Genomic DNA, 24,342 nt, shown 5'->3' on the forward strand with positions numbered 1-24,342 from the left:
CCCGCCCGTGAGCGCGCGGTGCACCGGGAACGGTGCCACCGACGAGCGGCACGGGCGGGCGATCAGTCGACGGCGCCGGTCAGCCCTCGTCGGGCAACCCCTGGAGCGACTCCTCCACACCGATCAGGTGGTTGGCCATCCGGGTGCGGGCCCGCTCCGGGTCGCGCGCCCGGAGGGCCTTGAGGATCGCCACGTGCTCGTCGTGGGTGCGCCGGTCCGCGCCCTCCTCGTGCAGGCTCCGCCAGAGCCGCCCGCGCAGCGTGCGCCCGGCGAACGCCTCGATCAGGCCGATGAGCACCGGGTTGTCGGCGTGTGCGGCGATGATCCGGTGGAACGCGATGTCGATTTCCATGATGCGCTCGTGGTCCTGCGGCGACCGGCCGGCGATCCGGGCCGCCTCGTCGAGCAGTTCGGCGGCCTGGGCCAGGGCCTCGTCGGTGATCCTGGTCGCGGCCAACCGGGCGGCCTCGCACTCGAGCAGGCGGCGGACGGTGTGGATGTGCCGTCCGTCGCCCTGCCCCTGGAAGTCGACCACGAAGCCCATCGGGGCCAGCAGTTGCGGCGCGTCGAGGTTCGTGACGTACGTGCCGTCACCCTGGCGGATGTTGACGATGCCGAGGATCGACAGCGCGGACATCCCCTCGCGCAGCGAGCCCCGCGAGACGCCGAGGGATTCGGCGAGGTCCTTCTCGATGGGCAGCCGGTCCCCGGGCTTGAACGTCCCTTCCAGGATCATCCGCTTGATGCCGTTCACGACCTCGTCGGTGCGGGACATGACACCTCCTAGCGGCCGGCGGGGGTGGCGGCTCCACCCGCGATGACGTACGGCTCCGGAGATGACACGGTAGCCGCCTCGGTCGAAGCCCAGTAGCGGCCGTCCGGGAACCGGTACCGTTCGATCGACTCGGGGTGCATACGGGTGGAGTAGCCGGGCGCGTCGGGCAGGACGTATCCGCTGCCCCAACCGGTGTCCCGGATGACGCACGGATCGGTGAAGTGCTCGTGCAGGTGGTCGACGAACTCGGTGACGCGGCCGGTGAGATCCCCCGAGACCGCGACGTAGTCGAGCACCGACACGTGTTGGACCATCTCGCAGAGCCCGACGCCGCCCGCGTGCGGGCACACCGGGACGCCGAACTTCGCGGCGAGCAGCAGCACCGCGACGATCTCGTTGACGCTGGCCAGCCGGCCCGTGTCCAACTGGCAGAAGTCGATGGCCTCGGCCTGGAACAACTGCTTGAACATCACCCGGTTGTGGCAGTGCTCGCCGGTGGCGACGCCGACAGGAGCGACGGCGCGGCGCACGGCCGCGTGGCCCAGGATGTCGTCCGGGCTGGTCGGCTCCTCGATCCACAGTGGGGTGAAACGGGCCAGCGCCCTGACCCACTCGATGGCCTGGTCGACGTCCCACACCTGGTTGGCGTCGAGCATCAGGTTGCGGTCCGGGCCGAGGATCTCCCGGGCGATGGTGCACCGACGGATGTCGTCGTCGAGGTCGGCGCCCACCTTGAGCTTGACGTAACCGTAGCCGGAGTCGACGGCCTCCTGGCACAGCCGGCGCAGCTTGTCGTCGCCGTACCCGAGCCAGCCCGCCGAGGTGGTGTAGGCCGGGTAACCGGTGCGTGCCAGCTCGGCGAGGCGGTCGGCCTTCGTGCTCTGCTGTGCCCGCAGGATGTCCAGCGCCTCGTCCCGGGTCAGCGCGTCGGACAGGTAACGCAGGTCCGCGATGTCGACGAGTTGTTCGGGGGACATGTCGGTGAGCAGCCGCCACAGCGGTTTGTCGGCCAGTCGCGCGACCAGATCCCAGGCCGCGTTCAGCACGGCCGCCAGGGACAGGTGGACGACGCCCTTCTCCGGGCCGAGCCAGCGCAGCTGGGTGTCGGAGGTGAGCAGGCGGTAGACCGCGCCCATGTCGGCGGCCATCGTGGCGACGTCCAGGCCGACCAGGCGGTGGGCCTGGTGGGCCGCCGCCGCCACGACGATGTCGTTGCCCCGACCGATGGTGAAGGTGAGGCCGTGACCCGCGAGCGGTACGCCGGCGCTGTCGACGCCGTCGGTGTGCAGGATGACGTAGGCCGCCGAGTAGTCGCCGTCCTTGTTCATGGCGTCGGACCCATCAGCGGTCAGCGAGGTGGGAAAGCGGACGTCCTCGACGGTGACGCCAGTGATCTGCGGCATGCGCTCCTCGCCCGGCTCGGCTAAAGATCAGATGATCATTCGGAGTATACGGAGGGCGGTTTGGATGCGTCAACGACGCCATCGAGCCCATACGCATAGACATCCAACGTTTCCTCGCGCTCTTCGCGACGGACCGCGCCGGTCGCTCGCGGCGGCTCACGCCGTTGCGGCGCGGTTGCGGTAAGGGAACCTGCGAGTTGCGGGGAAGATTGGACGTTCACATTCGCGGCCGATCGAACCGACGTGGCGAGCTGCCAGCATCGAATCGATACATCACATCTTTCGACGAGCGGACGCCGGACGTGCGGGATGCCGGTGAGCGCGGCGGAAAGCCGGTGTCCCCGCACGGTACAACTGTCTGACACAGCAGACCCGCGACACCGTGGACAGAAGATCGGAGCCTGACCGTGGCCGAGACGACCCTGCGACCGATGAGCCCCGGCGACGCGGACCGCGTCCTGGCGATCTACCAACTCGGCCTCGACGGCGGGGATGCCAGCTTCGAGGTCACCGCACCGACCTGGGCGGCCTTCGACGCCAGCCGGATCGCCGCGCACCGGTTCGTGGCGGTCGCCGACGGCCTCGTCCTCGGCTGGGTCGCCGTCACGCCGACGTCGAGCCGCCCGGTCTACGCCGGCGTCGTCGAGCACTCCGTCTACGTCGATCCGGCGGCTCAGGGACGCGGAGTCGGCCGGCTGTTGCTCGACGCGCTGATCACCTCGACCGAGGGCGCCGGCATCTGGACGATCCAGTCCGGCATCTTCCCCGAGAACACCGCCAGCCTCGCCCTGCACCGCCGGGCCGGCTTCCGTGTCATCGGCGTACGCGAGCGGATCGGCCGCCACCACGACCGCTGGCGTGACGTCGTCCTGCTGGAACGCCGCAGTTCCACCGTCGTCTGACCGGAACCCGTCCGCGCCCGGACACCCCCGCCGCGTCCGCCGGGCACCGGGTCCGCGGGCGCCGCCACCGTCATCGTCGGCTGGCGCAGGCGACGCAGGTACGCGCCGACGGGCGGGCCGCGAGCCGTTCGGCGGGGATCGGGCGGGAGCACCGTTCGCAGACGCCGTAGGTGCCCGCGGCGACGCGGCTCAGCGCCTCGTCCAGTTCGGCGACGCGTCGACGGGCCGCGGCCAGCACGGCGCTCAGTTGTGCCCGCTCGAACGCGATCGTGCTGCCCTCGGGGTCGTGTTCGTCGTCGGCGTTCGAGGACCGGGACGTCTCGAACAGGCTCCGCAGGTCGCCCTCGAGCGCGGCGATCTCGGCGGTGGTCTCGTCGCGTCGTCGGTGCAGATCCGCGCGAATCGCGCTGGGCTCGGTGTCCATGACGGTTCCACGCTACGCGCGGGGAACGAACGCGGGGTCAGCGTTCGGCGCGCACCTGGACGCGATGCGGCCGGCCGTGCGCGTCCTCCCGGTCGATCCGCAACTCCCGCTCCAACTCGCCGATGACCGCGCGCAGGTCGTCCAGCCGCTGGGTGAGTGCGATGCGGTCCACCTCGTCGGGGATGCCGTCACCGTCCTCGTCGTAGCCGGGGGCCAACCGCTCCGTCATCTCCAGACGACGGGCCTCCTCCATGGAGTTCACGATGACCGCGATGAGGATGTTGAGCAGCAGGTTGACCGTGATCACCACGTAGCTGACGTAGTAGAGCAGCGTCCACGGCGAGATGGCGAGCCTCTGCTCGACGAGGTCCGGCAGCGTCTCCAGCGACAGCAGCACGAACAGCGTCAGCAACGACCTGCCGATGTCCCCGTACTCGTCGGGATACCGGTCGCCGAAGATCAGCCAGCCGGCCATCCCGTACACGTAGAGCGTCACCACGGCCAGCGCGAGGAATCCGGTGACGCCGGGCAGACTGCGCCACAGCGCGGAGACGATGGTCCGCAGGCCCGGCGAGAACCGCACCAGCCGGACCATCCGGGCGACCCGCACCACGCGCAACAGCGCCGCGTCGCCGTGCAGGCCCGGAACGAAGATGGCGGCGATCACGAGGAAGTCGAAGACGTTCCAACCGTGCCGGAAGAAGTCCTGTGGACGCCGGCCGTACGCCGCCAACCGGACGCCGATCTCGATGGTGAAGACGGCGCGGAAGAACAGCTCCAGCCCGTGCAGCGCGCCGGTCGCGGGGAACAGCCCCTCGTACGTCTCCAGCCCGAGGACGATCCCGTTGGCGAGGATGACGACGACGATGCCGATCTCGAAGGGACGCGACCGGGCGAGCCGTGCGCAGGCGTCGGTGACGGTGGGCCGGCGATCGTCGGGGCGTGACCGCTCACCTCGCTGCGCGGGAGCGGGCGCACCGCTCACCAGGCGGCCGATCTGTCGGAACGTGCCAGGGTCACCGCCAGGACCCACCCTTGGTCGTGGTGGCGGCGCGGGAGCATGGCGACCACCCTAGGCCGCGTTTTCAAAGGTTCACAACCATTGGCGTATCGCGGCGATAGTGACGGTGGCCTGGAACGACTGACAGCTGCCGAACCGAGAGGAGCGAGGATGCCGTCGCCGGAGACACTGGCACGCGACCAGATCACCGCCTTCCCGCACGGCTACGCGCGGGCCGTCGAGGCCGGCGACATCGTCGCCGTTGCCGCGGGCTACAGCCGAGACGTCCATCGAGGGTGACCCGGGCAGGGCGGCGGCCGTCATCAACGACGCCGGGTACCGGGCCGTTCTCGACGAACCGCACACGGCGATGACCGAGCAATTTGGTCTTACCGGAGCCAGGGTGACGGTCCTCGACGTTCTCGATCTCGCACCGAAGGTACGTTCTCATACCGACCGAGTGGACATTGGACTTCGCGCCGTCGCAGGGCAAGGCCGGCAGCTTGCAGTTCGCACAGACCTACCTGGTGCGCTGCGAGGGCGACCAACCACAGATTCTGCTCTACGTTTGCACGTGCGCGCGGACGACCTCATGCGCGAGCTGGGCTCGCCGGCTGACGGTCCATGGCGAATACGTCGTCGGCCCGCCCCCGGTGGGGAGCGGGCCGACAACGTGAGGTGGCCCGGCCGGAATCACACCGGCCGGGCCCACCGATCAGGACTCCAGGCGTCGACGCCGGGCGAGGAGGAACGCGACCGCGCCCAGGACGACCATCACACCTCCGACGCCGGTCATGGCCGGGACTGCACCGCCGCCGGTGACCGGCAGGATGGGTTGATTGCCGCCCCCACCAGGTCTGCCGGGTGCTCCCGGGCTACCGGGGCTGCCGGGTGCTCCAGGGCTGCCGGGTGCGCCGGGGCTGCCGGGCGCGCCGGGGCTGCCGGGTGCGCCGGGCGCGCCGGGTGCTCCAGGGCTACCGGGTGCTCCGGGTGCTCCAGGGCTGCCGGGGGCGCCGGGGCTGCCGGGGGCGCCGGGGCTGCCGGGGGCGCCGGGGCTGCCGGGGGCGCCGGGGGCGCCGGGGCTGCCGGGTGCGCCGGGGCTACCGGGCGGGCCGGACGGGCCGGGTGGGCCGGTGGGCCCGGGTGGGCCGGTGGGCCCGGGTGGGCCGGTCGGTCCAGGCGGGCCCGTCGGCCCGGCGCAGATCGGTGCGGTGATGACGTTGGTGTCGAGGGTGACGGCGGCGGTGCGGGCCAGCGCGCGGCCCTGGAGGGTCGCGCCCGTGGCCATCGTGATCGCGGCCTGAGCCATGATGGTGCCCACGAAGGTGGTGCCGGTGCCGATCGTCGCCGAGCTGCCGATCTTCCAGAACACGTTGCAGGCGGACGCCCCGTTGATCAGGACGACGCTGCTGTTCGACGCCGTCGTCAGCGAGGAGTCGACCTGGAAGATGAACACGGCCGACGGGTCGCCCTGGCCGTTGAGCGTCAACGCTCCGGTCAGTTGGGCGGCCCCGATCCGGTAGACCCCTTCGTTGAGTGTGTTGCCACCCAGCTCCGCCGGGAGGTTGGTGAACGGGGTCCGACCGGCGGCGTCGTTGAAGGCGATGGTCAGGTCGCTCTGAGCTTGGAGCGCGACCGCGTCGCCCAGGTGCACCTCCCCGCCGATGGTGGCCGTTCCGAAGCCGGACGCGGTGTTTCCGGGGAACCGCCCGAGGCTCTGGGCCAGGAAGCTGGGGCCGGTGTTGGTGGGCTCCGCGCCGGCGAGGACGGAGAAGTCGGCCGCCGTCCCCAGGTTGACCGGTGCTTCCTGCGCGTTTGCGGCGGTCGAGCTGAAGAGCAGCAGGCTGGCTGCCACCGTGGCGGCTGCGCAAGCCGCGAGCGACGGCAGGACCACCCGCCGCCGTAGCCAAATCTTGGGTTTAGCTGTCACAGAACACCCTCCGTGGGTACTACTCGCAGGAGACGTCCAACGAGTGGCGTCCTGCGTGATGCGGCCTGAATGGCGCCGATGAAGCGCGCTGACCACCACACCACGTCAAATGTGCCAATGAAGGAGAATTGGGACAATAGCCCAAGCCCGTCTATTCGATCGGACTGACATTCGCATTCGCTTTCGCCGATTCTGGGCGTAGCGGAGCGGGTCCCGGCCCGAGAAACCCGCCTAAGGAGTGCCCGCCGCGCGACCCTGCGCGGTGCCTGCGGGCGGACCCCGTCAGCGGCTCTAGAGTGGGTCGGTGACCGACGCAGCGGGGAGGTCCGGCGACTCCGGGGCCGGCCGGCAGCCGGTCTGGGCCAGACCCCAACGGGGAACCCGTGGCCCCGCGCCGACGCACAGCCGGGAGGCGATCGTCGCGGCGGCGATCACCCTGGCCGACACCGAAGGGCTCGCCGCGGTGTCGATGCGGGCCGTCGCCGCGGTGCTGGGCACCGGCGCCGGATCGCTCTACCGCTACCTGTCGTCCCGCGACGACCTGCTCGACCTGATGACCGACCACGTCGTGGGGGAGCTGCGGCCGTACCCGCCGGAGCGGGACGACTGGCGGGACGAGATGCTGCTGGTGGCCCGCCAGCAGTTGGCCCTGTTCCGCGCCCACCCGTGGCTGGTGGACGTGATCCAACGGCCGTCGGGCGTCGGTCCCGAGAGCCTGGCCTGGTTCGACAACTGCATCCGGATCATGGAACCCGTGCGCTGCGCCGTCAGCGCCAAGTTCGAGGCGATCGCCGTGCTGACCGGCGTGGTGAGCCTGTTCGCCCGCAGCGAGGCCGCCGCCGGGTCACCCAGCTTCGCGGGGGTCGACCTCGGGGCGTACCCACATCTCGTCGCGGCCCTCGGCCGGGTCGGGCCGCCGACGCCCCCGACGGACCTCTTCGAGCGGACGCTGCGCAGCCTGCTGACCGGACTGCTGACGCCGGCGTCCCCCGATTGAACGGGCGGGCGACGGGGGCGTGCCCCGTCGCCCGCCCGCATGACGAACCCGGGCCCGAGTCAGGCGCGCGCGGCGCGGATGGCGTCGCGGAGCCCGGTCGTGGGTCGACCGATCAACCGGCCGAGGTCGTCGCTGTCGGTGGCCAGCTCGCCGATGGCGATCGAGTGGTCGAGCGCGGCCACGAACCCGGCGGTGCCGGCGTCGAGCCCGACGTTCTGGAGCGCGGAGGCCAACTCGGCGGTCGACATGTCCCGGTGCACGACGGTCGTGCCGGTGACCTCGGTGACGGCGTCGGCCAGCTCGTCGAAGGTGAACGCGGTGCCGCCCAACTCGTAGACGGCGTTGCCGCCCTCGTCCCGGGTCAGCGCCGCCGCGGCGGCGGCCGCGTAGTCGGTCCGGGGAGCGGCCGAGACCTTGCTGCCGCCGGTGGCGCCGAGGATGGTGCCACTCGCCAGGTACTGCGGGAGCTGATCGGTGTAGTTCTCGGTGTACCAGCCGTTGCGCAGCACCATGTACGACAGGCCCGACGCGGCCAGCACCTCCTCGGTGGCCTTGTGCTCGGGAGCGAGCGGGTTCGTGGTCGTGTCGGCCTTCAGGATGCTGGTGTAGACCAGGCGCTCCACCCCGGCGAGCCGGGCGGCGTCGATGACCGCGGTGTGCTGGGGCACCCGCTGCCCCGGGGTGTCCCCGGAGATGAGCAGCAGACGGCGTACGCCAGCCACGGCGCCGGGCAGCGTCGAGGGGTCGTCGTAGTCGGCCTGCCGGATCTCGACGCCGCGGGCGGCCAGGTCGGCGGCCTTCTGCGGGCTGCGGACGACGGCGGCGATCTCGGCGGCGGGCACACCGGCGTCGAGCAGGTGCTCGATCACCAGCCGGCCGAGACGGCCGGTGGCGCCGGTGACGGCATAGGTGGGCATGGGGACCTCCGATGAGCGGTTACTTCTAGTAAGCACTTACGAATCTACAGCACAAGTCGTTGAGTAAGCTTCGGGTAGGCTGGTGACGTGACCGACATGCCGGCCCAGGACCCGGCGGGGCCTATCCAGGAATTCGTCAGCGATGTCTTCGCACGGAGCTGCACCTCCCGTGCCGCCTTCGAGGACGTCACGTCGAAGTGGGCCTCGCTCGCCCTGCTCGCGCTCGGCGAGGGCAGCTACCGGTTCAACGCCCTGCGGCGGCGCATCGAGGGGGTCAGCGAGCGGATGCTCTCCCAGACCCTGCAGACGCTGGAGCGCGACGGGATGCTCACCCGGGAGGTGCTCACCGCGATCCCGCCGCGCGTCGAATACACGCTCACCCCGCTCGGTGTCCGGGTCGCCGAGCAGCTCCGTGGTCTCGCCGACCTGCTGGAAGCCTCGGTGCCCGAGGTGCGGGCCGCCCGCGAGCGGGAGCGGCCCTGAGGGCCCGTCCCGCGCTGGACGATCACCCTAGTTGGTGTCCTGGGCGCAGATCGTGGTCATCTCGGCGAGGTAGCTCGTTAGTGTGGGCAGGCCAGCCTCGGCCCGGCGGCGTTCGACGCCCGGCTCGTCCCTGATCGGGGTCGCCGGGACGGGACCGTCCGGCCCGCAGCGGATCTGTGTCCCGTACACCTGGGGCTCGCCCTTGGCCACGGCGACCCGGTCCTCGAGGTAGGCGAGGTTGCCCGGCGACGCCTGGCGGGCGGCGACGGCCGCGCGCAGCAGGTCCAGCGCCTCCTGTTGGAAGGCGGGGTCCAGGTCGGAGTGCTGGACGATGGCCCAGGCGGCGTTGCCCCCGTCCTCGCCCACGAGAGCGAAGGTCGGCCAGCCGTGGGTACGGATGATCTCTTTCAGGCGAAGGGTACGGGCCTGGTCGGACTCGGTCTGCGGGGTGCCCTCGCGGTCGGCCTGGTCGCGCTCCAGCATCGCGATCAACTCGTCGTGCAGCGCCTTGTCGAAGGCGGCGGGGGAGACGGAGGTTCCGGGGGAGGGGGACGTGGGCGGGGGGTCGCCCGTAGGGCCGTCGGTGGTCCCGGGCGAGGTGCCGCAGCCGGTGAGGAGCAGCAGGCACACCAGCGGTCGGGCGAACCTCGACGGTAGCTTCACAGCATCGATTTTCGTCGCTGCCAAGACGTGTCACAAGGTCGACGCCGGGGCGACCTCAGGCGTGCAGCGTCTCGCGGGGCGGCACCCCGTAGCTGGCGTGGTACCAGGCGGTGAACCTGCTGTGGCTGGCGAATCCCCAACGACTGGCGATGGCCGACACGGTCTCCCGTCGAGGGTCGGCCCGGACCAGGTCGTGGTGCGCCCGGTCGAGCCGGACCCGGCGCAGGTACGCCATCGGTGTGGTGCCGAGGTGGCGACGGAAGGCGAGCTGCACCGCGCGCAGGGAGACGGCGGCGGCGTTGGCGATGTCGGCGGCGCCGATGTCCCGGTCGGCGTTCTCCTCCATGAAGGCGATGGCGCGACGCAGGGTCGCGGTGCTGGCGTCGTGGCGGTCCCGGGCCGTCTCGTCGGTGAACGCCGTGTTGGGAAGGATCGCGAGCGCCGCCGCCGCGAGCATGCGGGCGGCGCTGCCGATCACCAGCGGCTGGGCGCTGGCGGTCGGGCTGTTCAGGACGACGTCGTTCACGTACCTGGTGGTCCGTCGCCACTGCCGGGTGAGGGCCGCGTCGACGGGGCCGAGGTCGGTGAAACGGATCGGACCGGGCCGCCGAGCCGGCGCGGCGGTCGCCACCTGTCTCAGTACCCCGAGGTCCAGGACGCAGAGTTCCACCTCGCCGGGTTCCCACCGCAGGTTGAACGGCTCGCCCGGCCGGTTGGTCAGGAACACGTCGCCGGGGCCGAAGCGGTGGGTCTCCCCCTGAGAGGTACGGCTGATCAGGGCGCTGCGGGTACGGCAGATGATCAGCCCGTCGATGTCGCCCACCTCGATGTCGAGATGGGCGCTCTGGCCGGTCGTGGCGAGGGCGAACGGCCCGGCGTCGACGCGCTGGTGGACGAGGTGGTAGCCGGTCCCGCCCGCGTGGATACGCAGGTCCGCGGTGTATGTGCTGGCCAGGAAGCGGTGGATGGCCGCCGGGTCGTGACTCTCGAATGCTCGGGCCTGCACTGGTGACGTCATCCGCTGTCTCCGTCCGAGAGGAGACCGCCGGTCGGATCGGGACCGGCGGTGTGGTCGGGACGTGGCTGGGCGCACGTGCCGGTGATCGCGGCGCGTTGCCGACCGGATCGGCGGTGGTGGTGGCGTCATTCCCAGCGAATCACATATCTATTTATGGGAATTCCACCATACGGCAACCGGCCGTGTACGTCGGTCGATCCGCCGTTTTGCCGAGTCGATTTCGCTTTCCGGCTATCGCACGCGGTGATCCTGCGCCCGCTGTCCTAGTCGCCTCCGGTGCGGCAGCGAAATCTTGTTCATGATCTCCCGGGCGTCCCGACGCCCGGACAACAGCCGGAGATCCGGCCGACAGGCGGGGGTGAGTCGTTGGACGGTACCGATCCGGACCGCGTCGTACGACTGGCGGTGGCCGAGGCGTTGGCGCGGGTGGCGGACGAGGACAGCCTAGGACTGGGCGAGGGTGACGCGCTGATGAGCCTCGGCGTCGCGCTGCGAGAGGTGCTGCGCCGCGCGCTCGACGACCGCGTCCCGCTGACCACGCCCGAGTTCGTCGACCTGTGCCGCGACCTGCGGCTCAACCGCGACTCGTTCGACCTTCTGGGGCACTACCTGCTCACGGCGTTGCTGGCCCACCACGTCGGGCCGGACGCCCTGGTACGCGTCGGGGCGCTCCTCGGCACCGTCCGGCGCTACCTGCCCGGCGCCCGGCCGCCCGCGCACCGCAACGAAGGGCCCGAGCGCCGGCGACGCGACGTCCGCGCGGACAACAGCGTCGTGGGCCGCTACCGGCGTGCCAAGCTGCCCGAGCACCTGCCCAACCCGCCGAGCTGGACGTGTACCGGCTGTGGCCGCGAATGGCCCTGCGCGACCAAGCAGAGTCAACTGCTCGCCGAGTTCGGTGGCGCGCGCGCCTCCCTCGCCGTCTACCTCGGCTCGTGCCTCGTCGCCGCCGCCCAGGACCTGCCGACGCTGCCCCTGCCCAGCGCACGACACCGCTTCCTGGGCTGGCTGCCCCGCGCCCGGATCTGACGACGGCGCGCCGCCGTGGGGGCTGGGCAAAGAGGCATCGATGCGATGGAATGTCCTGGACGCGTCGTACCCGGAAGGACACCGATGCCGACCTCCCGAACCCGCGCACGTAGTGCCGCTGCCATCGCCGGCCTGCTGGTCGCGACGCTCGCCGCCGCTCCCGCCAGCGCCGACCCGTCCGACCGTCACCGTCCGGCCCCACCCCACGTCGTCGGCACCGCCACGGTCCCCGCCTACTCCTACGCCAGCGCCATCCGGGAGAGCGTCTGGGTCGAGACCCGTACCGACAGCGACGGCGACGGCGTCCGCGACCGGGTCGCGGTGGACATCGTCCGGCCCCGGGAGGCCGCCGCCGCAGGGGTCCGCGTACCGGTCGTCATGGAGGCGTCGCCCTACTACCTCTGCTGCGGACGGGGCAACGAGGGCGAGTTCAAGGCGTACGACACGTCCGGCGTCATCGCCTCGGTGCCCCTGTTCTACGACAACTACTTCGTCCCGCGCGGGTACGCCTTCGTCGCCGTGGATCTCGCCGGCACCGCCCGCTCGACCGGGTGCGAGGACGTCGGAGGCCCGGTCGAGGTGGGCAGCGCCCGGGCGGTGGTGGACTGGCTCAACGGCCGGGCCCGCGCGTACACGGCCGACGGGCGGCCGGTCGACGCCGGCTGGAGCACCGGCCGCGTCGGCATGATCGGCAAGTCGTGGGACGGCTCGGTCGCCAACGGGGTCGCCGCCACGGGCGTGCCGGGCCTGGCCACCATCGTGCCCATCTCGGCGATCTCAAGCTGGTACGACTACGTGCGATACCAGGGGACGCTGGTGTCGACCGACTATCCCGGCTGGCTGCACTCGGTCGTCAGCAGCCGCCCGGAGGCCGCCTGCGCGGCGATGCTCGCCCGGCTGCGGGCGGACAGCGCCGAGGAGACCGGCGACTACAACGGGTTCTGGGGGCAGCGCGACTACCGACCGTCGGCCGACCGGGTGCGGGCCAGTGTCCTCGTGGCACACGGTCTCAACGACCTGAACGTCACCACGAACCAGTTCGCCCGCTGGTGGCAGGAGTTGGCCGAGCGGGGCGTACCCCGCAAGCTGTGGCTCTCCCAGGCCGGCCACCAGGATCCGTTCGACGTACGACGCGCCGAGTGGGTGGCGACCCTGCACCGCTGGTTCGACTACTGGTTGCAGGAGTTGCCGAACGGGGTGATGGACGAACCGAGGGTCGACCTGGAGACCGCGCCCGGCAGGTGGACGACGCAGCGCGACTGGCCCGCGCCCGGCACCCGAAACGTGCGGGTTCCCCTCGGCGTCGGCGACGGCGTGACCGGCACCCTCGGCGGCCGCGGTGCGCGGCCTGGTCAGGAACGGTCGTACGTCGACGAGGCGCTGACCGAGGACGCGGTGGTCGCCGAGCCGAACAGGGCGACCGCCGGCCGGCTGGTCTTCCTCTCCGGTCCGCTGGACTCCGCGCTGCGGATCTCCGGCAGCGCGTCGGTACGACTGCGCGTCCGGGTGGATCGGCCGACCACGCAGCTGAGCGCCCGCCTGGTCGACTACGGCACCGCCGAGCGGAGCTGGTTCGGGGCGGTGCGGACGTTGGACACCGAATCCTGCTGGGGTGCGTCCACCCCGGCCGACGACGCCTGCTACCACGACACCGAGGAGATCACCGAAGTGTCCGACCACGCGGTGCTGGCCCGGGGCTGGCTCGACGCCGCGCACCATCGTTCGCTGCGGTTCACCACGCCGCTGCGGGCGGACCGGTGGTACACGGTCACCGTGCCGCTGAACGCGTACGACGCGGTGGTGCCGGCCGGGCACGTCCTCGGCCTGGTGCTCGGTCAGAGCGACCCGGAGTTCACGATGGCCGAGGACCAGGACGCCACCGTCCGGGTCGACCTCGGGCGCAGCGAACTGGTCCTGCCGGTCGCCGGCCGGACCGGGTTGCCCGCCGTCGACGTCGCGCCCACGGTGGTCACCGCACCCGCCGCGCCGTCGACGGCCGGATCGGCACGCGTGGAGCGGGAGCGCCAACGGCCCTGATCCTGCCGCCCCGCTGTCGTTTCGTCACCCAGCGGCGCGTCACCGTGCCCTTCAACGGGCTCGGCCAGGGAGTTCACCGGGTACCCGTCCGGCGTACGGCGGGCGTTCACCGACCTCTTCGAGGCTCCTTGATCGAAAGAGCATTCGCTTGATCGAGGAGAGGCTCTGACGTGAGAGACAAGCAAGCCGAAGAGGTCGAGCGCGCGCAGTTGTCGCGGCGCAAGCTGGTCAAGTACGCGGGTGTCGGCGCGACGCTGGCCGCCGCGAGCCCGCTGGTGGGCGGCGGGGCTGCGTGGGCCGACGAGGAGCGCCGGCCGGGCGACGACGAGGCCGACCGGGGCGGTGTCAAGAACCGGTCGTGGCGCGCGGGTGACCACCACGTCCACTCCGAGTACAGCGGCGAATTCGACACCACCAAGAGCCCGATCGTCTTCCACAAGGGCGCGGACGCGGTCTACCCGATCGTCACCAACGCCATCATGGCCAAGAACTTCGGCCTGACCTGGGCGATGTGCACCGACCACGGTGGGCCGACGCACTCGAAGGTCAACATCGAGCAGGCGTACCCCGACCTGCTGCGCTCGCGCAAGCTCGTCCCCGAGGTGCTCCAGTTCTGGGGCATGGAGTTCGACGCGCCCTCGCTGGACCACCACACGCTGATGATCCCGCGCCACGACGACGAGGCGAAGCAGCTCTTCGAGCTGGAGAGCCGCTTCGCCAAGTACGACGCGTTCCCCACCGACCCGGCCCGCGACACCGAGGCCAAGATGGTGGAGTTCCTCAAGGTCGCCCGGGGTATGCCGCACAAGCCGCTGGTGATCGCCCACCACGCCTCCCGTTCGGCGCCCGGCCTCGGCGTCTACGGCCAGGACACCCCGCGCGAGTTCCGTAACGGCAACAACGCCGCGCCCGACGTGTACATCGGCTTCGAGGGCGCGCCCGGTCACCAGGCCGGTCCGCTCAACGGCGGCAAGCGTGGCGGGTACGGCAACCACCCCACCTACGGCGGCTTCGACCAGATGACCGCACGGGTCGGTGGCCTCTGGGACTCGCTCCTCGGCGAGGGTCGGCGCTGGTGGATCACCGCGACGTCCGACTCGCACGTGCACTGGACGCGCGGCGGCTCGGACTTCTGGCCGGGGGAGTACAGCAAGACCTACGTGTACGCGCGCCAGGACTACGGCGACATCATGGACGGCCTGCGCAACGGCCGGATCTGGGTGACCACCGGCGACCTGATCCGCAGCCTCGACGTGAGCGCCACGTCGCAGGGCAAGACGGCTGAGGTCGGCGAGACCATCACGGTCAACCGTCGCAGCCGTACCGACGTCGAGATCGAGATCCGGTTCCGCCCGCAGGACGGGGTGAACGGCAACGGCGACCGGCCGGAGGTCCGTCGCGTCGACCTGATCGTCGGGCAGATCACCGGACCGAGCGCCAACCTGGACGCCGACACCAACCCCACCACCAAGGTGGTGGCCCGGTTCGGCCCGCGCGACTGGCGTCGGCAGGGTCACGACTACGTCATCCGGCACACCCTGCGCAACGTCGAGGCCGACACGTACGCCCGGGTGCGCGGCACCAGCACCGACGAGGCCGAGCCCCTCGCGGATGGCCTTGAGAGCCCGTGGGACGACCTGTGGTTCTACTCCAACCCGGTGTTCGTGCACGTCCGCTGATCCCACCCCACCCCCCCTGTTGATCAAGAGGTTCGCGTCAGGATTCCGGCCTTCGGTGACGCGAACCTCTTGATCAACGAGGCTCCGTGGGTGGAGCGGGGTGGATGTGGGTTACCGCTTCGCAGAGGTTGCGGAGCGGATCGGTGGCCTGGGTGGAGCAGGCCACTCTTTGCAGCAGGGTCCGCAGGGTCGTCGACTCGGCCGGCGCGAGCGACCCCAACAGGTGCGCCTCCACCCGTCGTAGCGCCTCGCGTCGCTGCTCCCAGGCCGCCCGCCCGGCGTCGGTGACGTCCACCAGTCGGCTGCGCCGGTCGGACGGGTCGGGCCGCCGGGCCACGAATCCGGGGCGTTCGAGGTCGTCGATCAGGTACGTCAGCACGGTGCGGTCGATCCCCAACTCCTCGGCGATCGCGCCCTGGTTACGGCCCGGGCCGGTGACCGAGGCGGTGAGCACCTGATAACCGCGCGGGCCACCCGGAAAATCGGTCAGCACGTGCTCGGCCGCTCGGACGTAGCCACGGAAGACGATTCCCAGCATCCAGCCCAGGTCGTCATCGAGCGGATCGGGCCGTTCCGGCCGGTCGGTGGCACCCGTCATACCCCGACGATAGCCGAAGTCACAGACCTTGTTGGCAGCAGATGTTCTGTCTGGCATAAGGTTGGCCTCACGACGCATCGCGCGACGCGGCGCGTACGACAGGAGGCTCGCACATGAGCGACTACGGCCACGACCTGGTCTTCGGCTCGTTCACCACGCCCGGGAACGACGACCCGGACCGCACCGTCGGGCTCGCCGTCCTGGCCGAGCAGGTCGGTCTGGACCTGGTCACCTTCCAGGACCACCCCTACCAGCCACGGTTCCTGGACACCTGGACCCTGCTGAGCTTCGTCGCCGCCCGGACCGACCGGGTGCACCTGTCCGCGAACGTCACCAACCTGCCGCTGCGCCCACCCGCCGTGCTCGCCCGCAGCGTCGCCAGCCTCGACCTGCTCACCGGAGGTCGGGTCGCGTTGGGCCTCGGCGCGGGCGCGTTCTGGGATGCCATCGAGGCGATGGGCGGGCGGCGGCTGACCCCCGGGCAGGGCGTCCGGGCGTTGGAGGAGGGGATCGACGTCCTCCGGCAGATGTGGGACGCCCCGGCGCGCGGCGGTGTGCGGGTCGACGGCGAGTTTCACCGGGTGGTCGGCGCGAAGCGCGGCCCGGCCCCCGCCCACGCGGTGCCGATCTGGCTCGGGGCGTACAAGCCGCGCATGCTCGCGCTCACCGGTCGCCGGGCCGACGGCTGGCTGCCCTCGCTCGGCTACCTCGAACCCGGTGATCTGGCCCGGGGCAACGCCGTCATCGACGACGCGGCGCACGAGGCCGGCCGTTCACCCGCCGACGTCCGCCGGCTGCTCAACATCTCCGGCACCTTCTCCACGGTGGGCCGCGGCCCGTTGCACGGACCCGTCGAGCAGTGGGTGCGGGAGCTGACCGAGTTGGCGCTGGGGGACGGGATCGGCACGTTCATCCTGGCCAGCGACGACCCCGACGACCTGCGCCGATTCGCCGGTGAGGTGGCGCCCGCCGTGCGCGAACTGGTGGCGACCGAGCGCGACCGGGGCGCCGCGTCGGTGCGTACCCCCGCCGAGGTCCTTGCGGACACCCAGCCGGCGGCGGTCGTCGCGCCCTCCGCGCCGCGGGCCCGGGCGCGGGTGAGCGCCGGCGCCTTCGCGGTCGTGCCGACCCCCGACGACGGCCGCCGGCTCAGCGACCGGCAGGTCTGGGACGAGGCGGCCCGCCCCACCGGGCCGACGCCCGATCCCACCCGCACCTACACCGCCCACGAGCAGGCCACCGGCCAGCACCTGGTGCAGGTGCACGACGGGCTGCGCGCCGAGCTGGCGCAGATCCACGACCTGATCGAGCAGGTCGCGGCGGGCGAGATCGACGCCGGCGCGGCGCGGTCACAGATCAACACGATGACCATGCGGCAGAACCGGTGGACGTTGGGGGCGTACTGCGAGTCCTACTGCCGCATCGTCACCACCCACCACACCATCGAGGACCAGGCGCTCTTTCCGCGCCTGCGGCAGGCCGACCCGCGGCTGCGCCCGGTCGTCGACCGGCTGGAGCAGGAGCACCACGTCATCCACGAGGTGTTGGAGGGCGTCGACAAGGCGCTGGTGGCGTACGTCGGCGCGCCGGACGGGCTGGCCGAGCTGCGCGCCGCGGTGAACCTGTTGACCGACGCCCTGCTGTCGCACCTGAGCTACGAGGAGCGGGAGCTGGTTGAGCCGCTCGCTCGCCTGGGGGTGAGCTGACCGGGTTGCCCCGACAGATCTGAGAGACTACTTTCGAAACATGTCTCTCAAGAATCCGTACGGGGATTTCGAGATCACCGAGCCGCAGGCCCTGCGGGCGTTGGCGCACCCCGTCCGCCTGGCCATCCTCGACCGGCTCCAGCGACACGGCCCGTCCACCGCCACCGGGCTGTCGCCGCACGTCGGGGCCACGCCGTCGGTGGTGAGCTGGCACCTGCGCCACCTCGCGACGTTCGGCCTGGTCGCCGACGCGGACGGGAGCACCAGCAAGCGGGAGCGCTGGTGGCAGGCGACCGCCCGCGGGTTCCGCTTCAGCCTTCCGGACGACGCCGAGGGGCAGGCCGCGGCGCGGCAGCTCCGCGGCGAGATGTTCGCCCGGTACGCCGAGACGCCCCAGCACTGGCTGTTGCGGGAGGAGCCCCGGCTCGACGACACCTGGCGCGCGTTGGCCGGGGTGGCCGACACCTCATTCATCGCCACTCCCGACGAGATGCGTCAGCTGGAGGAGGCGATCGAGAACCTGCTGGCCCCGTACGTGCGGCGCAAGGACGACGACACACCCCCGGCCGGCGCGCAGGTCGTACGGATGCTGCGCTACCTGCTGCCCGAGGCCGCCGACGACGAGTCCGCGTCATGACCGCCGTCGACGCCCCGACCGCGTTTGCCCCACACCGCGACCGACGCTTCCGTACCTTCTGGATCGGTCAGACGATCACGGCGTTCGGCGACCGGATCAGCGAGCTGGCCCTGCCCCTGATCGCCGTCGCCCTGCTCGCCGCGACTCCCGTGCAGGTCAGTGTCCTCACCGCGCTGATCTGGCTGCCCAACCTGCTGGGCCTGTTCCTCGGCGCGTGGGTGGACCAGCGCACCCACAAACGCCGTCTCCTGATCATCGCGGACCTGGTCCGCGCTGTCGTACTGCTCAGCCTCCCGGTGGCGTACCTGTTCGGCGCGGTCACCCTGACCCAGCTCTACCTGGTGGCGCTGCTCACCGGCGCCGGAGCGGTGCTGTTCGCCCTGGGGCAACAGGCGTTCTTCGTCGCCCTGGTGCCGCGCTCGGCGTACGTGGAGGCCAACAGCAAACTCAGCGTGAGCCGGTCCCTGTCGTTCATCGTCGGCCCGGCCGTCGGCGGCGGGCTCGTCCAGGCGCTCAGCGCGCCGGTGGCGATCCTCGTCGACGCGGTGTCCTTCCTCTTCTCCGCGCTGCTGCTGCGTCGTATCCCGGTCACCGAACCCCCGCCACCGCCACGGAAGACGTCCACGCTCGGCATGGTCCGCGAGGGCATGACGCTGGTGCTGCGCCACCCGGTGCTGCGCGCCGCGCTCGGCTGCACCAGCACCGTCAACTTCTTCACCTTCATCGCCTCGGCGCTGCTGGTGCTCTACGCCAACCGGGAACTCGGCCTGTCGGCCGGCGCGATCGGCGTCGCGTTCGGCGTCGGAGCGCTCGGCGGCCTGGCCGGCGCGGCCCTGGCGCCCCGCATCTCGCGAGCCATCGGGCTCGGCCGGACGGCGATGATCGGCGCGGTGGTGTTCCCCGCCCCGCTGGCGCTGACGGCGTTGATCAACGGCCCGACCTGGGCGAAGGTGGCCATGCTCGCGGCCATCGAGTTGGTGTCCAGCGTCGGCGTGATGCTGATGGACGTCAACCTCAACGCCCTGCTCGCCGCCGTCACCCCGGACGACGCGCGCGGTCGTCGAGCGGGCGCGTACAGCGCCGTCAACTACGGCATCCGGCCGCTCGGCGCGCTGGTCGGCGGCGCGCTCGGCACCACCCTCGGACTGCGGCCGACCCTGGTCGTCGCCGGACTGGGCGGTGTGCTCGCCGTGTTGTGGCTGCTCGCGTCCCCGGTACGCCACATCAGGACCCTCGACAGCGTCACGCCGTGATCGTCCCGGCCTGGCCGTCGCCCGGCTTGTGCCGCTCCTGACTGGCCGTCGCCTCGCGTGTGCCGCTCCTGACTGGAGGCAACTGCCTCCCGAAGCGTGATGCCGGTGAGTCATCTTGATGACTCACCGGCATCACGCTCATCGCACCGATAGCCCCTCGAGCCGACCTGGACGGCGTGCCGGCACCGGCCGCCGGTCAGCTCGCCTCCGCCGCGAGCAGCGCGGCCAACTCGGCGGGCTGGGAGAACATCGGCCAGTGACCGGTGGCCATCGTGAGGAGCCGCCAGCGCTCGCTGGCGAGCAGCGTCGCCACGACGTCGTTGGGCTCGGGCCCGTCGAGCAGGCACTTGACGTACGTCGTCGGCAACTCGCCCAGCGAACGGGTCAGCACGGCCGGCTCGGTCAGCGAGGGCCCCGGATGCGGAGTGGCGCCCTTGAGCAGCCGCGCGATCTGCTCGTCGGTGAGACCCTGACCGTCGAACTCGGCCGGGGCGAGCGGCGGCCAGTCGCCGCCGTTGTCGGCGAGCACCGACTCGAACGCCGCCTGACCCTGCCACCAGCCGGATGCGAACGACCCGCCGTCGACCGGCACCTCCGAGTCGAGGAAGACCACGCGGGTCAACCGGTCGCCGATCCGCTCGGCGGCCTGCCCCACCGGGATGCCCGAGTAGCTGTGCCCGACGAGCACCACGTCGCGCAGGTCGCGGCGTTCGATCTCGTCGACGATGTCCCGCACGTGGGTCTGCTGGCCGGCCGGCACTCCCTGCCTCTCGGCGAGACCGGAGAGGGTCAGGGGAAAGGTCTGGTGGCCGGCCGCCCGCAGGGGCGGCGTCACCTCGTCCCACGCCCAGGACCCCAGCCACGCTCCTGCCACCAACACCAGATCAGCCATGGCCGGAACCCTACTGCGGCCCTGCGACAGGTGCGCGCGTCACGACCAGGTCCGGGCCTGGGCGTCGAACACCTCAGGTGGACTCTCGACCGGCAGGACGCAGAGCAGGTGCCCGCCGGGCGCCCGCAGGATGCGGCACTCCATCCACCGCGTCACCTCGGTGGCGCCCAGGCCGACCAGCCGGGCGGTCTCGGCCGGCACGTCGTCGGTCTCGATGTCGAGGTGGTAGCGCGGCGCGTCGTCGACGGCCTGGACGGCGGTGACCAGGCCCGGCACCGCCTCGTGCAGACCCACGAACTGCGGCTCCTCCGGGTGGGACCGGGTGACGACGCCCAGGGCCGCCGACCAGAACTCCGCCGCCCGCGCGGCCTCCGCCTCGGGCGCGTCGATGAGCAACGCGTACACACGGCTTCGATGCATGCGAGGCAGGATATCCAGGACGGCCACCGGCCGCCCGCCGTGGCGATCTGCGCTGGACCGCGGCCTCAGCCGTGGTCCGACGGTGGCGGGCCGGCATCGACGGGCATCCGGTAGATGTGCACCGGGTAGGCGACGGCCGGGTGCCCGCCGTTGAACCCGGCCGTCAGGTGCAGTTGGGCCGCCGGCAGCCAGAGTTGCCCCTCGGTGTCGAGCCACATCGCGTCCACCCAGTTCAGGCGTTGGTCCGCGACGAGCGTACGCACGCTGCGGTCCGGCCCCACCGCGAGGATGCGGCGGTTCTCGACGTCGCTGACGTAGATGGTGCCGCGCGCGTCGATGGCCGTGCCGCCGGTGCTCGGGGTGTCCGACCAGGGCTCGACCCGCCGGGCCAACTCGTCGGCCGACAGCGTCGGGTCGTCCAGCCACCGGGTGCCGATCCGGGACATTCCACCCGAGGCCGGCTGGTAGTACAGCCACCGACCGTCCGGCGACACCTCCAGTTGGTCGGCGTGCAGGCACACCTCGGCGCCGCCGGGATCCCGCAGCGCTCGACCGTCGGCGACCACCGGACTGCCCACCGTGCTCGGGTGCCCGTCCAACACCCGTCGGCACGCGCCCGAGTCGAGATCCACGACGATGAGGCCGGGCGCGCCGGCGTCGGTGACGTACGCCGTGCCGTCGTGGAACCGGACGTCGTCGACGTAGCTGTGCGGACGCACCGCGCCGTCGAGGTGGTAGACCCGGTCCACCCGGTCGCCGTCCACGTCGACGACGATCAGCCGCGCCCCACCGGGCACCTGGTCGCCGCCGAGCTGCGGCGCCCCCGAATCGATGATCCACAGTCGACCGTCCGGACCGGCGCGCAACGCGTTGACGTGCACGAACGTCCCGTCCGGCGGTTGGTCCTGCGCATTCCAGGCGGCGTCCGGGTACGGGTTTCGACGGCCGTCCGGCAGCGCCTCCACCACCTGCACACCCGGCCCGTCCGCCGAGGGATAGCTCAGGAAGATCCGCCCCCGCAGCGTGGTCACACCAGTGCACACCCGCTCCTCGGCGAGCACCGGTGTCAACCGGGGGTCCTCCTCGGTTCCCCGCAAAGACATGGGTCCGCTCCTCGCGCCACGGGCGACGTCGCCGTAGCCGTCGATGGTCCGCCGTTGGCGCGGTATCCCCGTGCCGGCCCCGGCGAAACTCCGGCCTCGCCGGGTGCCCTCAGCCGGGCCGGTCGACAAGTGCGACGAGCCGCTTGGGCGCCTGCACGCAGTAGCTCTCGGTGAGCAGCTCGCCCACCTCGTCCCAGTCGGTGTCCGCGTTCAGGACCATGCCCAGCACGTTCGGGCTCCAGTCCGGCTTGTAGAAGGGATGGCCGATGCTCAGGAGACCAGCGATCTCGTCGAGCGGCGATCGGAAGACCAAGAGGCAGGCCGGACGGTCGAGCGCGGCGGCGCGCGCGTGCACCGCCTGACGGTCGGGGTCGACGGTGAGCACATGGGCGAACGTGCGTCGTCGGATCCGCCAACGCGTGCCCACCCAGGCCGGCTCCTCGTACGTCTCCGGCAATCCGCGGCAGACCGGGCGCAGCCGGTCGAGAACCTCGGGGTCGACGTCTCCGGGTGCGGTCACGGGCAGGGACCCTAGTCGGCGGGTACGACAACGACGCCCGCCGTGGGGCGGCGGTGGTGTGCTCCCGGCGCATCGGTCAGGATGGGTCGGGGTCGACGCCGGCCGCCCCCGACCCGACACCCCCGAACCCCGCCGAGGAGTTTCGTGCCCTCCACCCTGCTCTCCCGCCGTGACCTGGACTTCCTGCTGCACGACTGGCTGCGGGTGTCGCACCTCGTCGAGCGTCCCCGCTACGCCGAGCACTCCCGGGAGACCTTCGACGACGCCCTCGACCTCGCCGAACGGGTGGCAACCGACCAGTTCGCCCCGCACAACCGGGCCGCCGACCTCGCCGAGCCCACGGTCGACGGGAACCGGGTGCGGACGATCCCGGAGATCGCGGCGGCGTTGCGCAGTTTCGCCGAGACGGGCCTGCTCACCGCCGCGATGGACGACTCCGTCGGTGGTCTGCAATTGCCGCATGCCGTCGCCGCGGCCTGCTTCGCCTGGTTCCAGGCGGCCAACGTGGCCACCTCCGCGTACCCGCTGCTGACCCTGGGCAACGCCAACCTGCTGCTGGCGCACGGCAGCGCCGAGCAGGTCGACACCTACGTCCGGCCGATGCTCGAGGGCCGGTTCTTCGGCACCATGTGCCTGTCCGAGCCGCACGCCGGCAGCTCACTGGCCGACATCGTCACCCGGGCCGAGCCGCAGACCGACGGCACGTACCGCCTGTTCGGCACCAAGATGTGGATCTCCGGTGGAGACCACGAGCTGGCCGAGAACATCGTCCACCTGGTGTTGGCGCGGATACCCGGCGGTCCGCCCGGGGTGAAGGGCATCTCGCTGTTCGTCGTACCCAAGGTGCTGGTCGGCCCGAACGGCTCGCTGGGGGAGCGCAACGACGTGGCGCTGGTCGGACTCAACCACAAGATGGGGTTTCGCGGCACCACCAACGCGCTGCTCAGCTTCGGCGACGGCGGGCACACCCCGGGCGGCCAGTCCGGCGCGGTGGGCCACCTGGTCGGCGCGCCCCACCAGGGACTGGCCCAGATGTTCCACATGATGAACGAGGCCCGGATCGGCGTCGGGGCCGGCGCCACCGCGCTGGGCTACACCGGCTACCTCAAGAGCCTGGCGTACGCCCGGGAACGGCCGCAGGGCCGACCGGTCGGCGCGAAGGACCCGGCCACGCCGCAGGTGCCGATCATCGACCACCCCGACGTACGCCGGATGTTGCTGGCGCAGAAGAGTTACGTGGAGGGGGCGCTCGCCCTGGTGCTCTACTGCGCCCGGCTGCTCGACGAGGAGAAGACCGCGCCGACCGACGCGGACCGCGAGCGGGCGCACCTGCTGTTGGACGTGCTCACCCCGATCGCCAAGAGCTGGCCGTCGCAGTGGTGCCTGGCGGCGAACGACCTGGCCATCCAGGTCCTCGGCGGCGCCGGCTACACGCGCGACCACGACGTGGAGCAGCACTACCGCGACAACCGGCTCAACCCGATCCACGAGGGCACCCACGGGATCCAGGCGCTGGACCTGCTGGGGCGCAAGATGACCATGCACGGCGGCGCGGGCCTGCTCCTGCTGACCGAGACGATGGGGGACACCGTCGCGCGGGCGCGGCTGGCCGGCGGCGAGGCCGCTGAACTGGCCGAGCGGCTGGACACGGCGGTGCGACGGATCACCACCGTCACCCGGCGGCTCTGGGCCGGCGGCGACCCGGTGCTCGCCCTGGCCAACGCCAGCGCGTACCTCGAGGCGGTCGGGCACGTGGTGGTCGCCTGGATCTGGCTCGAGCAGGTGCTGGCGCTGCCGCCCGCCGAGAGCGGCGATTCCTTCCACGCCGGGAAGCGACAGGCCGCCCGCTACTTCTTCAGTGTCGAACTGCCCCGCACGGGACCCCAGTTCGACCTGCTGGACAGCCTCGACCGCACCGCGCTCGACATGCGCGCGGACTGGTTCTGACCGGGCCCG

Annotated in this window: 24 protein-coding genes; 11 read left to right on the top strand and 13 right to left on the bottom strand. The window is 71.6% G+C overall.

Annotated elements, in window-relative coordinates; genetic code table 11:
• Positions 1 to 79: 79 nt before the first annotated feature.
• Positions 80 to 775, bottom strand: a complete 696-nt coding sequence (locus ACQP0N_RS13830) for a FadR/GntR family transcriptional regulator (RefSeq protein ID WP_355050045.1) — start codon at positions 773 to 775, stop codon at positions 80 to 82.
• Positions 776 to 783: 8 nt separating this feature from the next.
• Entirely contained in the window at positions 784 to 2,178 is a 1,395-nt protein-coding gene (locus ACQP0N_RS13835) for an enolase C-terminal domain-like protein (RefSeq protein WP_433120545.1), read from the bottom strand.
• Between the two features lie 407 nt (positions 2,179 to 2,585).
• Here ACQP0N_RS13835 and ACQP0N_RS13840 point away from each other — a divergent pair, with 407 nt between their 5' ends.
• Positions 2,586 to 3,080, top strand: coding sequence for a GNAT family N-acetyltransferase (locus ACQP0N_RS13840; RefSeq protein ID WP_355050043.1), 495 nt, complete (start codon positions 2,586 to 2,588; stop codon positions 3,078 to 3,080).
• A gap of 70 nt (positions 3,081 to 3,150) precedes the next feature.
• Here the strand turns inward: ACQP0N_RS13840 and ACQP0N_RS13845 are convergent, their stop codons facing one another.
• On the bottom strand, positions 3,151 to 3,504 hold the full coding sequence (locus tag ACQP0N_RS13845; RefSeq protein WP_433120547.1) for a TraR/DksA family transcriptional regulator: 354 nt from the start codon (positions 3,502 to 3,504) through the stop codon (positions 3,151 to 3,153).
• A 37-nt stretch (positions 3,505 to 3,541) separates the two neighbouring features.
• Complete coding sequence (locus tag ACQP0N_RS13850; RefSeq protein WP_433120549.1) at positions 3,542 to 4,489, bottom strand: ion transporter; 948 nt, start codon at positions 4,487 to 4,489, stop codon at positions 3,542 to 3,544.
• Between the two features lie 186 nt (positions 4,490 to 4,675).
• On the opposite strand from ACQP0N_RS13850, the gene ACQP0N_RS13855 reads away from it, so the two are divergent.
• On the top strand, positions 4,676 to 4,804 hold the full coding sequence (locus ACQP0N_RS13855; protein ID WP_433120551.1) for a hypothetical protein: 129 nt from the start codon (positions 4,676 to 4,678) through the stop codon (positions 4,802 to 4,804).
• Positions 4,805 to 5,219: 415 nt separating this feature from the next.
• On the opposite strand, the gene ACQP0N_RS13860 is transcribed toward ACQP0N_RS13855, so the two are convergent.
• Entirely contained in the window at positions 5,220 to 6,359 is a 1,140-nt protein-coding gene (locus ACQP0N_RS13860) for an ice-binding family protein (protein ID WP_433120553.1), read from the bottom strand.
• A gap of 379 nt (positions 6,360 to 6,738) precedes the next feature.
• Here ACQP0N_RS13860 and ACQP0N_RS13865 point away from each other — a divergent pair, with 379 nt between their 5' ends.
• Positions 6,739 to 7,431 (top strand): TetR/AcrR family transcriptional regulator, encoded by a 693-nt coding sequence (locus ACQP0N_RS13865; protein WP_433120555.1) that lies wholly within the window; start codon positions 6,739 to 6,741, stop codon positions 7,429 to 7,431.
• 59 nt (positions 7,432 to 7,490) lie between these two features.
• On the opposite strand, the gene ACQP0N_RS13870 is transcribed toward ACQP0N_RS13865, so the two are convergent.
• Complete coding sequence (locus ACQP0N_RS13870; protein WP_433120557.1) at positions 7,491 to 8,348, bottom strand: SDR family oxidoreductase; 858 nt, start codon at positions 8,346 to 8,348, stop codon at positions 7,491 to 7,493.
• A 96-nt stretch (positions 8,349 to 8,444) separates the two neighbouring features.
• On the opposite strand from ACQP0N_RS13870, the gene ACQP0N_RS13875 reads away from it, so the two are divergent.
• Positions 8,445 to 8,831: a winged helix-turn-helix transcriptional regulator gene (locus tag ACQP0N_RS13875; RefSeq protein ID WP_433121621.1), complete on the top strand. Its 387-nt coding sequence runs from the start codon at positions 8,445 to 8,447 to the stop codon at positions 8,829 to 8,831.
• A gap of 27 nt (positions 8,832 to 8,858) precedes the next feature.
• Here the strand turns inward: ACQP0N_RS13875 and ACQP0N_RS13880 are convergent, their stop codons facing one another.
• Entirely contained in the window at positions 8,859 to 9,494 is a 636-nt protein-coding gene (locus tag ACQP0N_RS13880) for a DUF6624 domain-containing protein (protein ID WP_433120559.1), read from the bottom strand.
• Between the two features lie 55 nt (positions 9,495 to 9,549).
• Complete coding sequence (locus tag ACQP0N_RS13885) at positions 9,550 to 10,512, bottom strand: helix-turn-helix transcriptional regulator (RefSeq protein WP_433120561.1); 963 nt, start codon at positions 10,510 to 10,512, stop codon at positions 9,550 to 9,552.
• A 366-nt stretch (positions 10,513 to 10,878) separates the two neighbouring features.
• On the opposite strand from ACQP0N_RS13885, the gene ACQP0N_RS13890 reads away from it, so the two are divergent.
• The 3 genes from ACQP0N_RS13890 to ACQP0N_RS13900 all read left to right on the top strand — a co-directional run bounded on the left by ACQP0N_RS13890 (position 10,879) and on the right by ACQP0N_RS13900 (position 15,257).
• Positions 10,879 to 11,541 (top strand): hypothetical protein, encoded by a 663-nt coding sequence (locus tag ACQP0N_RS13890; RefSeq protein ID WP_355050036.1) that lies wholly within the window; start codon positions 10,879 to 10,881, stop codon positions 11,539 to 11,541.
• 84 nt (positions 11,542 to 11,625) lie between these two features.
• Positions 11,626 to 13,578, top strand: a complete 1,953-nt coding sequence (locus ACQP0N_RS13895) for a Xaa-Pro dipeptidyl-peptidase (protein ID WP_433120562.1) — start codon at positions 11,626 to 11,628, stop codon at positions 13,576 to 13,578.
• 170 nt (positions 13,579 to 13,748) lie between these two features.
• Positions 13,749 to 15,257 (top strand): phosphoesterase, encoded by a 1,509-nt coding sequence (locus tag ACQP0N_RS13900; protein WP_433120564.1) that lies wholly within the window; start codon positions 13,749 to 13,751, stop codon positions 15,255 to 15,257.
• A 73-nt stretch (positions 15,258 to 15,330) separates the two neighbouring features.
• Here the strand turns inward: ACQP0N_RS13900 and ACQP0N_RS13905 are convergent, their stop codons facing one another.
• The gene (locus tag ACQP0N_RS13905; protein WP_433120566.1) at positions 15,331 to 15,855 is read right to left on the bottom strand and encodes a MarR family winged helix-turn-helix transcriptional regulator; all 525 of its coding nucleotides are present in this window, start codon (positions 15,853 to 15,855) and stop codon (positions 15,331 to 15,333) included.
• 113 nt (positions 15,856 to 15,968) lie between these two features.
• Here ACQP0N_RS13905 and ACQP0N_RS13910 point away from each other — a divergent pair, with 113 nt between their 5' ends.
• Genes ACQP0N_RS13910 through ACQP0N_RS13920 form a run of 3 tightly spaced genes read left to right on the top strand, consistent with a single transcriptional unit; the run spans position 15,969 to position 19,451 of the window.
• Positions 15,969 to 17,561 carry an LLM class flavin-dependent oxidoreductase gene (locus ACQP0N_RS13910; protein ID WP_433120567.1) on the top strand — a complete coding sequence of 531 codons (1,593 nt, stop codon included), beginning with the start codon at positions 15,969 to 15,971 and terminating at the stop codon, positions 17,559 to 17,561.
• A 40-nt stretch (positions 17,562 to 17,601) separates the two neighbouring features.
• The gene (locus ACQP0N_RS13915) at positions 17,602 to 18,198 is read left to right on the top strand and encodes an ArsR/SmtB family transcription factor (RefSeq protein WP_433120569.1); all 597 of its coding nucleotides are present in this window, start codon (positions 17,602 to 17,604) and stop codon (positions 18,196 to 18,198) included.
• Positions 18,195 to 19,451, top strand: a complete 1,257-nt coding sequence (locus tag ACQP0N_RS13920) for an MFS transporter (protein WP_433120571.1) — start codon at positions 18,195 to 18,197, stop codon at positions 19,449 to 19,451. Before ACQP0N_RS13915 ends, ACQP0N_RS13920 begins: the two co-directional genes overlap by 4 nt.
• A gap of 196 nt (positions 19,452 to 19,647) precedes the next feature.
• Here the strand turns inward: ACQP0N_RS13920 and ACQP0N_RS13925 are convergent, their stop codons facing one another.
• The 4 genes from ACQP0N_RS13925 to ACQP0N_RS13940 all read right to left on the bottom strand — a co-directional run bounded on the left by ACQP0N_RS13925 (position 19,648) and on the right by ACQP0N_RS13940 (position 22,386).
• Positions 19,648 to 20,343, bottom strand: coding sequence for an alpha/beta fold hydrolase (locus tag ACQP0N_RS13925; protein ID WP_433120573.1), 696 nt, complete (start codon positions 20,341 to 20,343; stop codon positions 19,648 to 19,650).
• A gap of 39 nt (positions 20,344 to 20,382) precedes the next feature.
• Entirely contained in the window at positions 20,383 to 20,763 is a 381-nt protein-coding gene (locus tag ACQP0N_RS13930; RefSeq protein WP_433120575.1) for a VOC family protein, read from the bottom strand.
• 65 nt (positions 20,764 to 20,828) lie between these two features.
• Complete coding sequence (locus tag ACQP0N_RS13935; RefSeq protein ID WP_433120577.1) at positions 20,829 to 21,866, bottom strand: L-dopachrome tautomerase-related protein; 1,038 nt, start codon at positions 21,864 to 21,866, stop codon at positions 20,829 to 20,831.
• A 109-nt stretch (positions 21,867 to 21,975) separates the two neighbouring features.
• A complete protein-coding gene (locus ACQP0N_RS13940) occupies positions 21,976 to 22,386 on the bottom strand; it encodes an MmcQ/YjbR family DNA-binding protein (protein ID WP_433120579.1) in 411 nt (136 codons plus the stop codon).
• Between the two features lie 144 nt (positions 22,387 to 22,530).
• On the opposite strand from ACQP0N_RS13940, the gene ACQP0N_RS13945 reads away from it, so the two are divergent.
• The gene (locus ACQP0N_RS13945; RefSeq protein ID WP_433120581.1) at positions 22,531 to 24,333 is read left to right on the top strand and encodes an acyl-CoA dehydrogenase; all 1,803 of its coding nucleotides are present in this window, start codon (positions 22,531 to 22,533) and stop codon (positions 24,331 to 24,333) included.
• The last annotated feature ends 9 nt before the right edge of the window (positions 24,334 to 24,342 follow it).

The sequence above is a fragment of the Micromonospora sp. CA-246542 genome, assembly GCF_050942905.1.
GTDB lineage: Bacteria > Actinomycetota > Actinomycetes > Mycobacteriales > Micromonosporaceae > Micromonospora.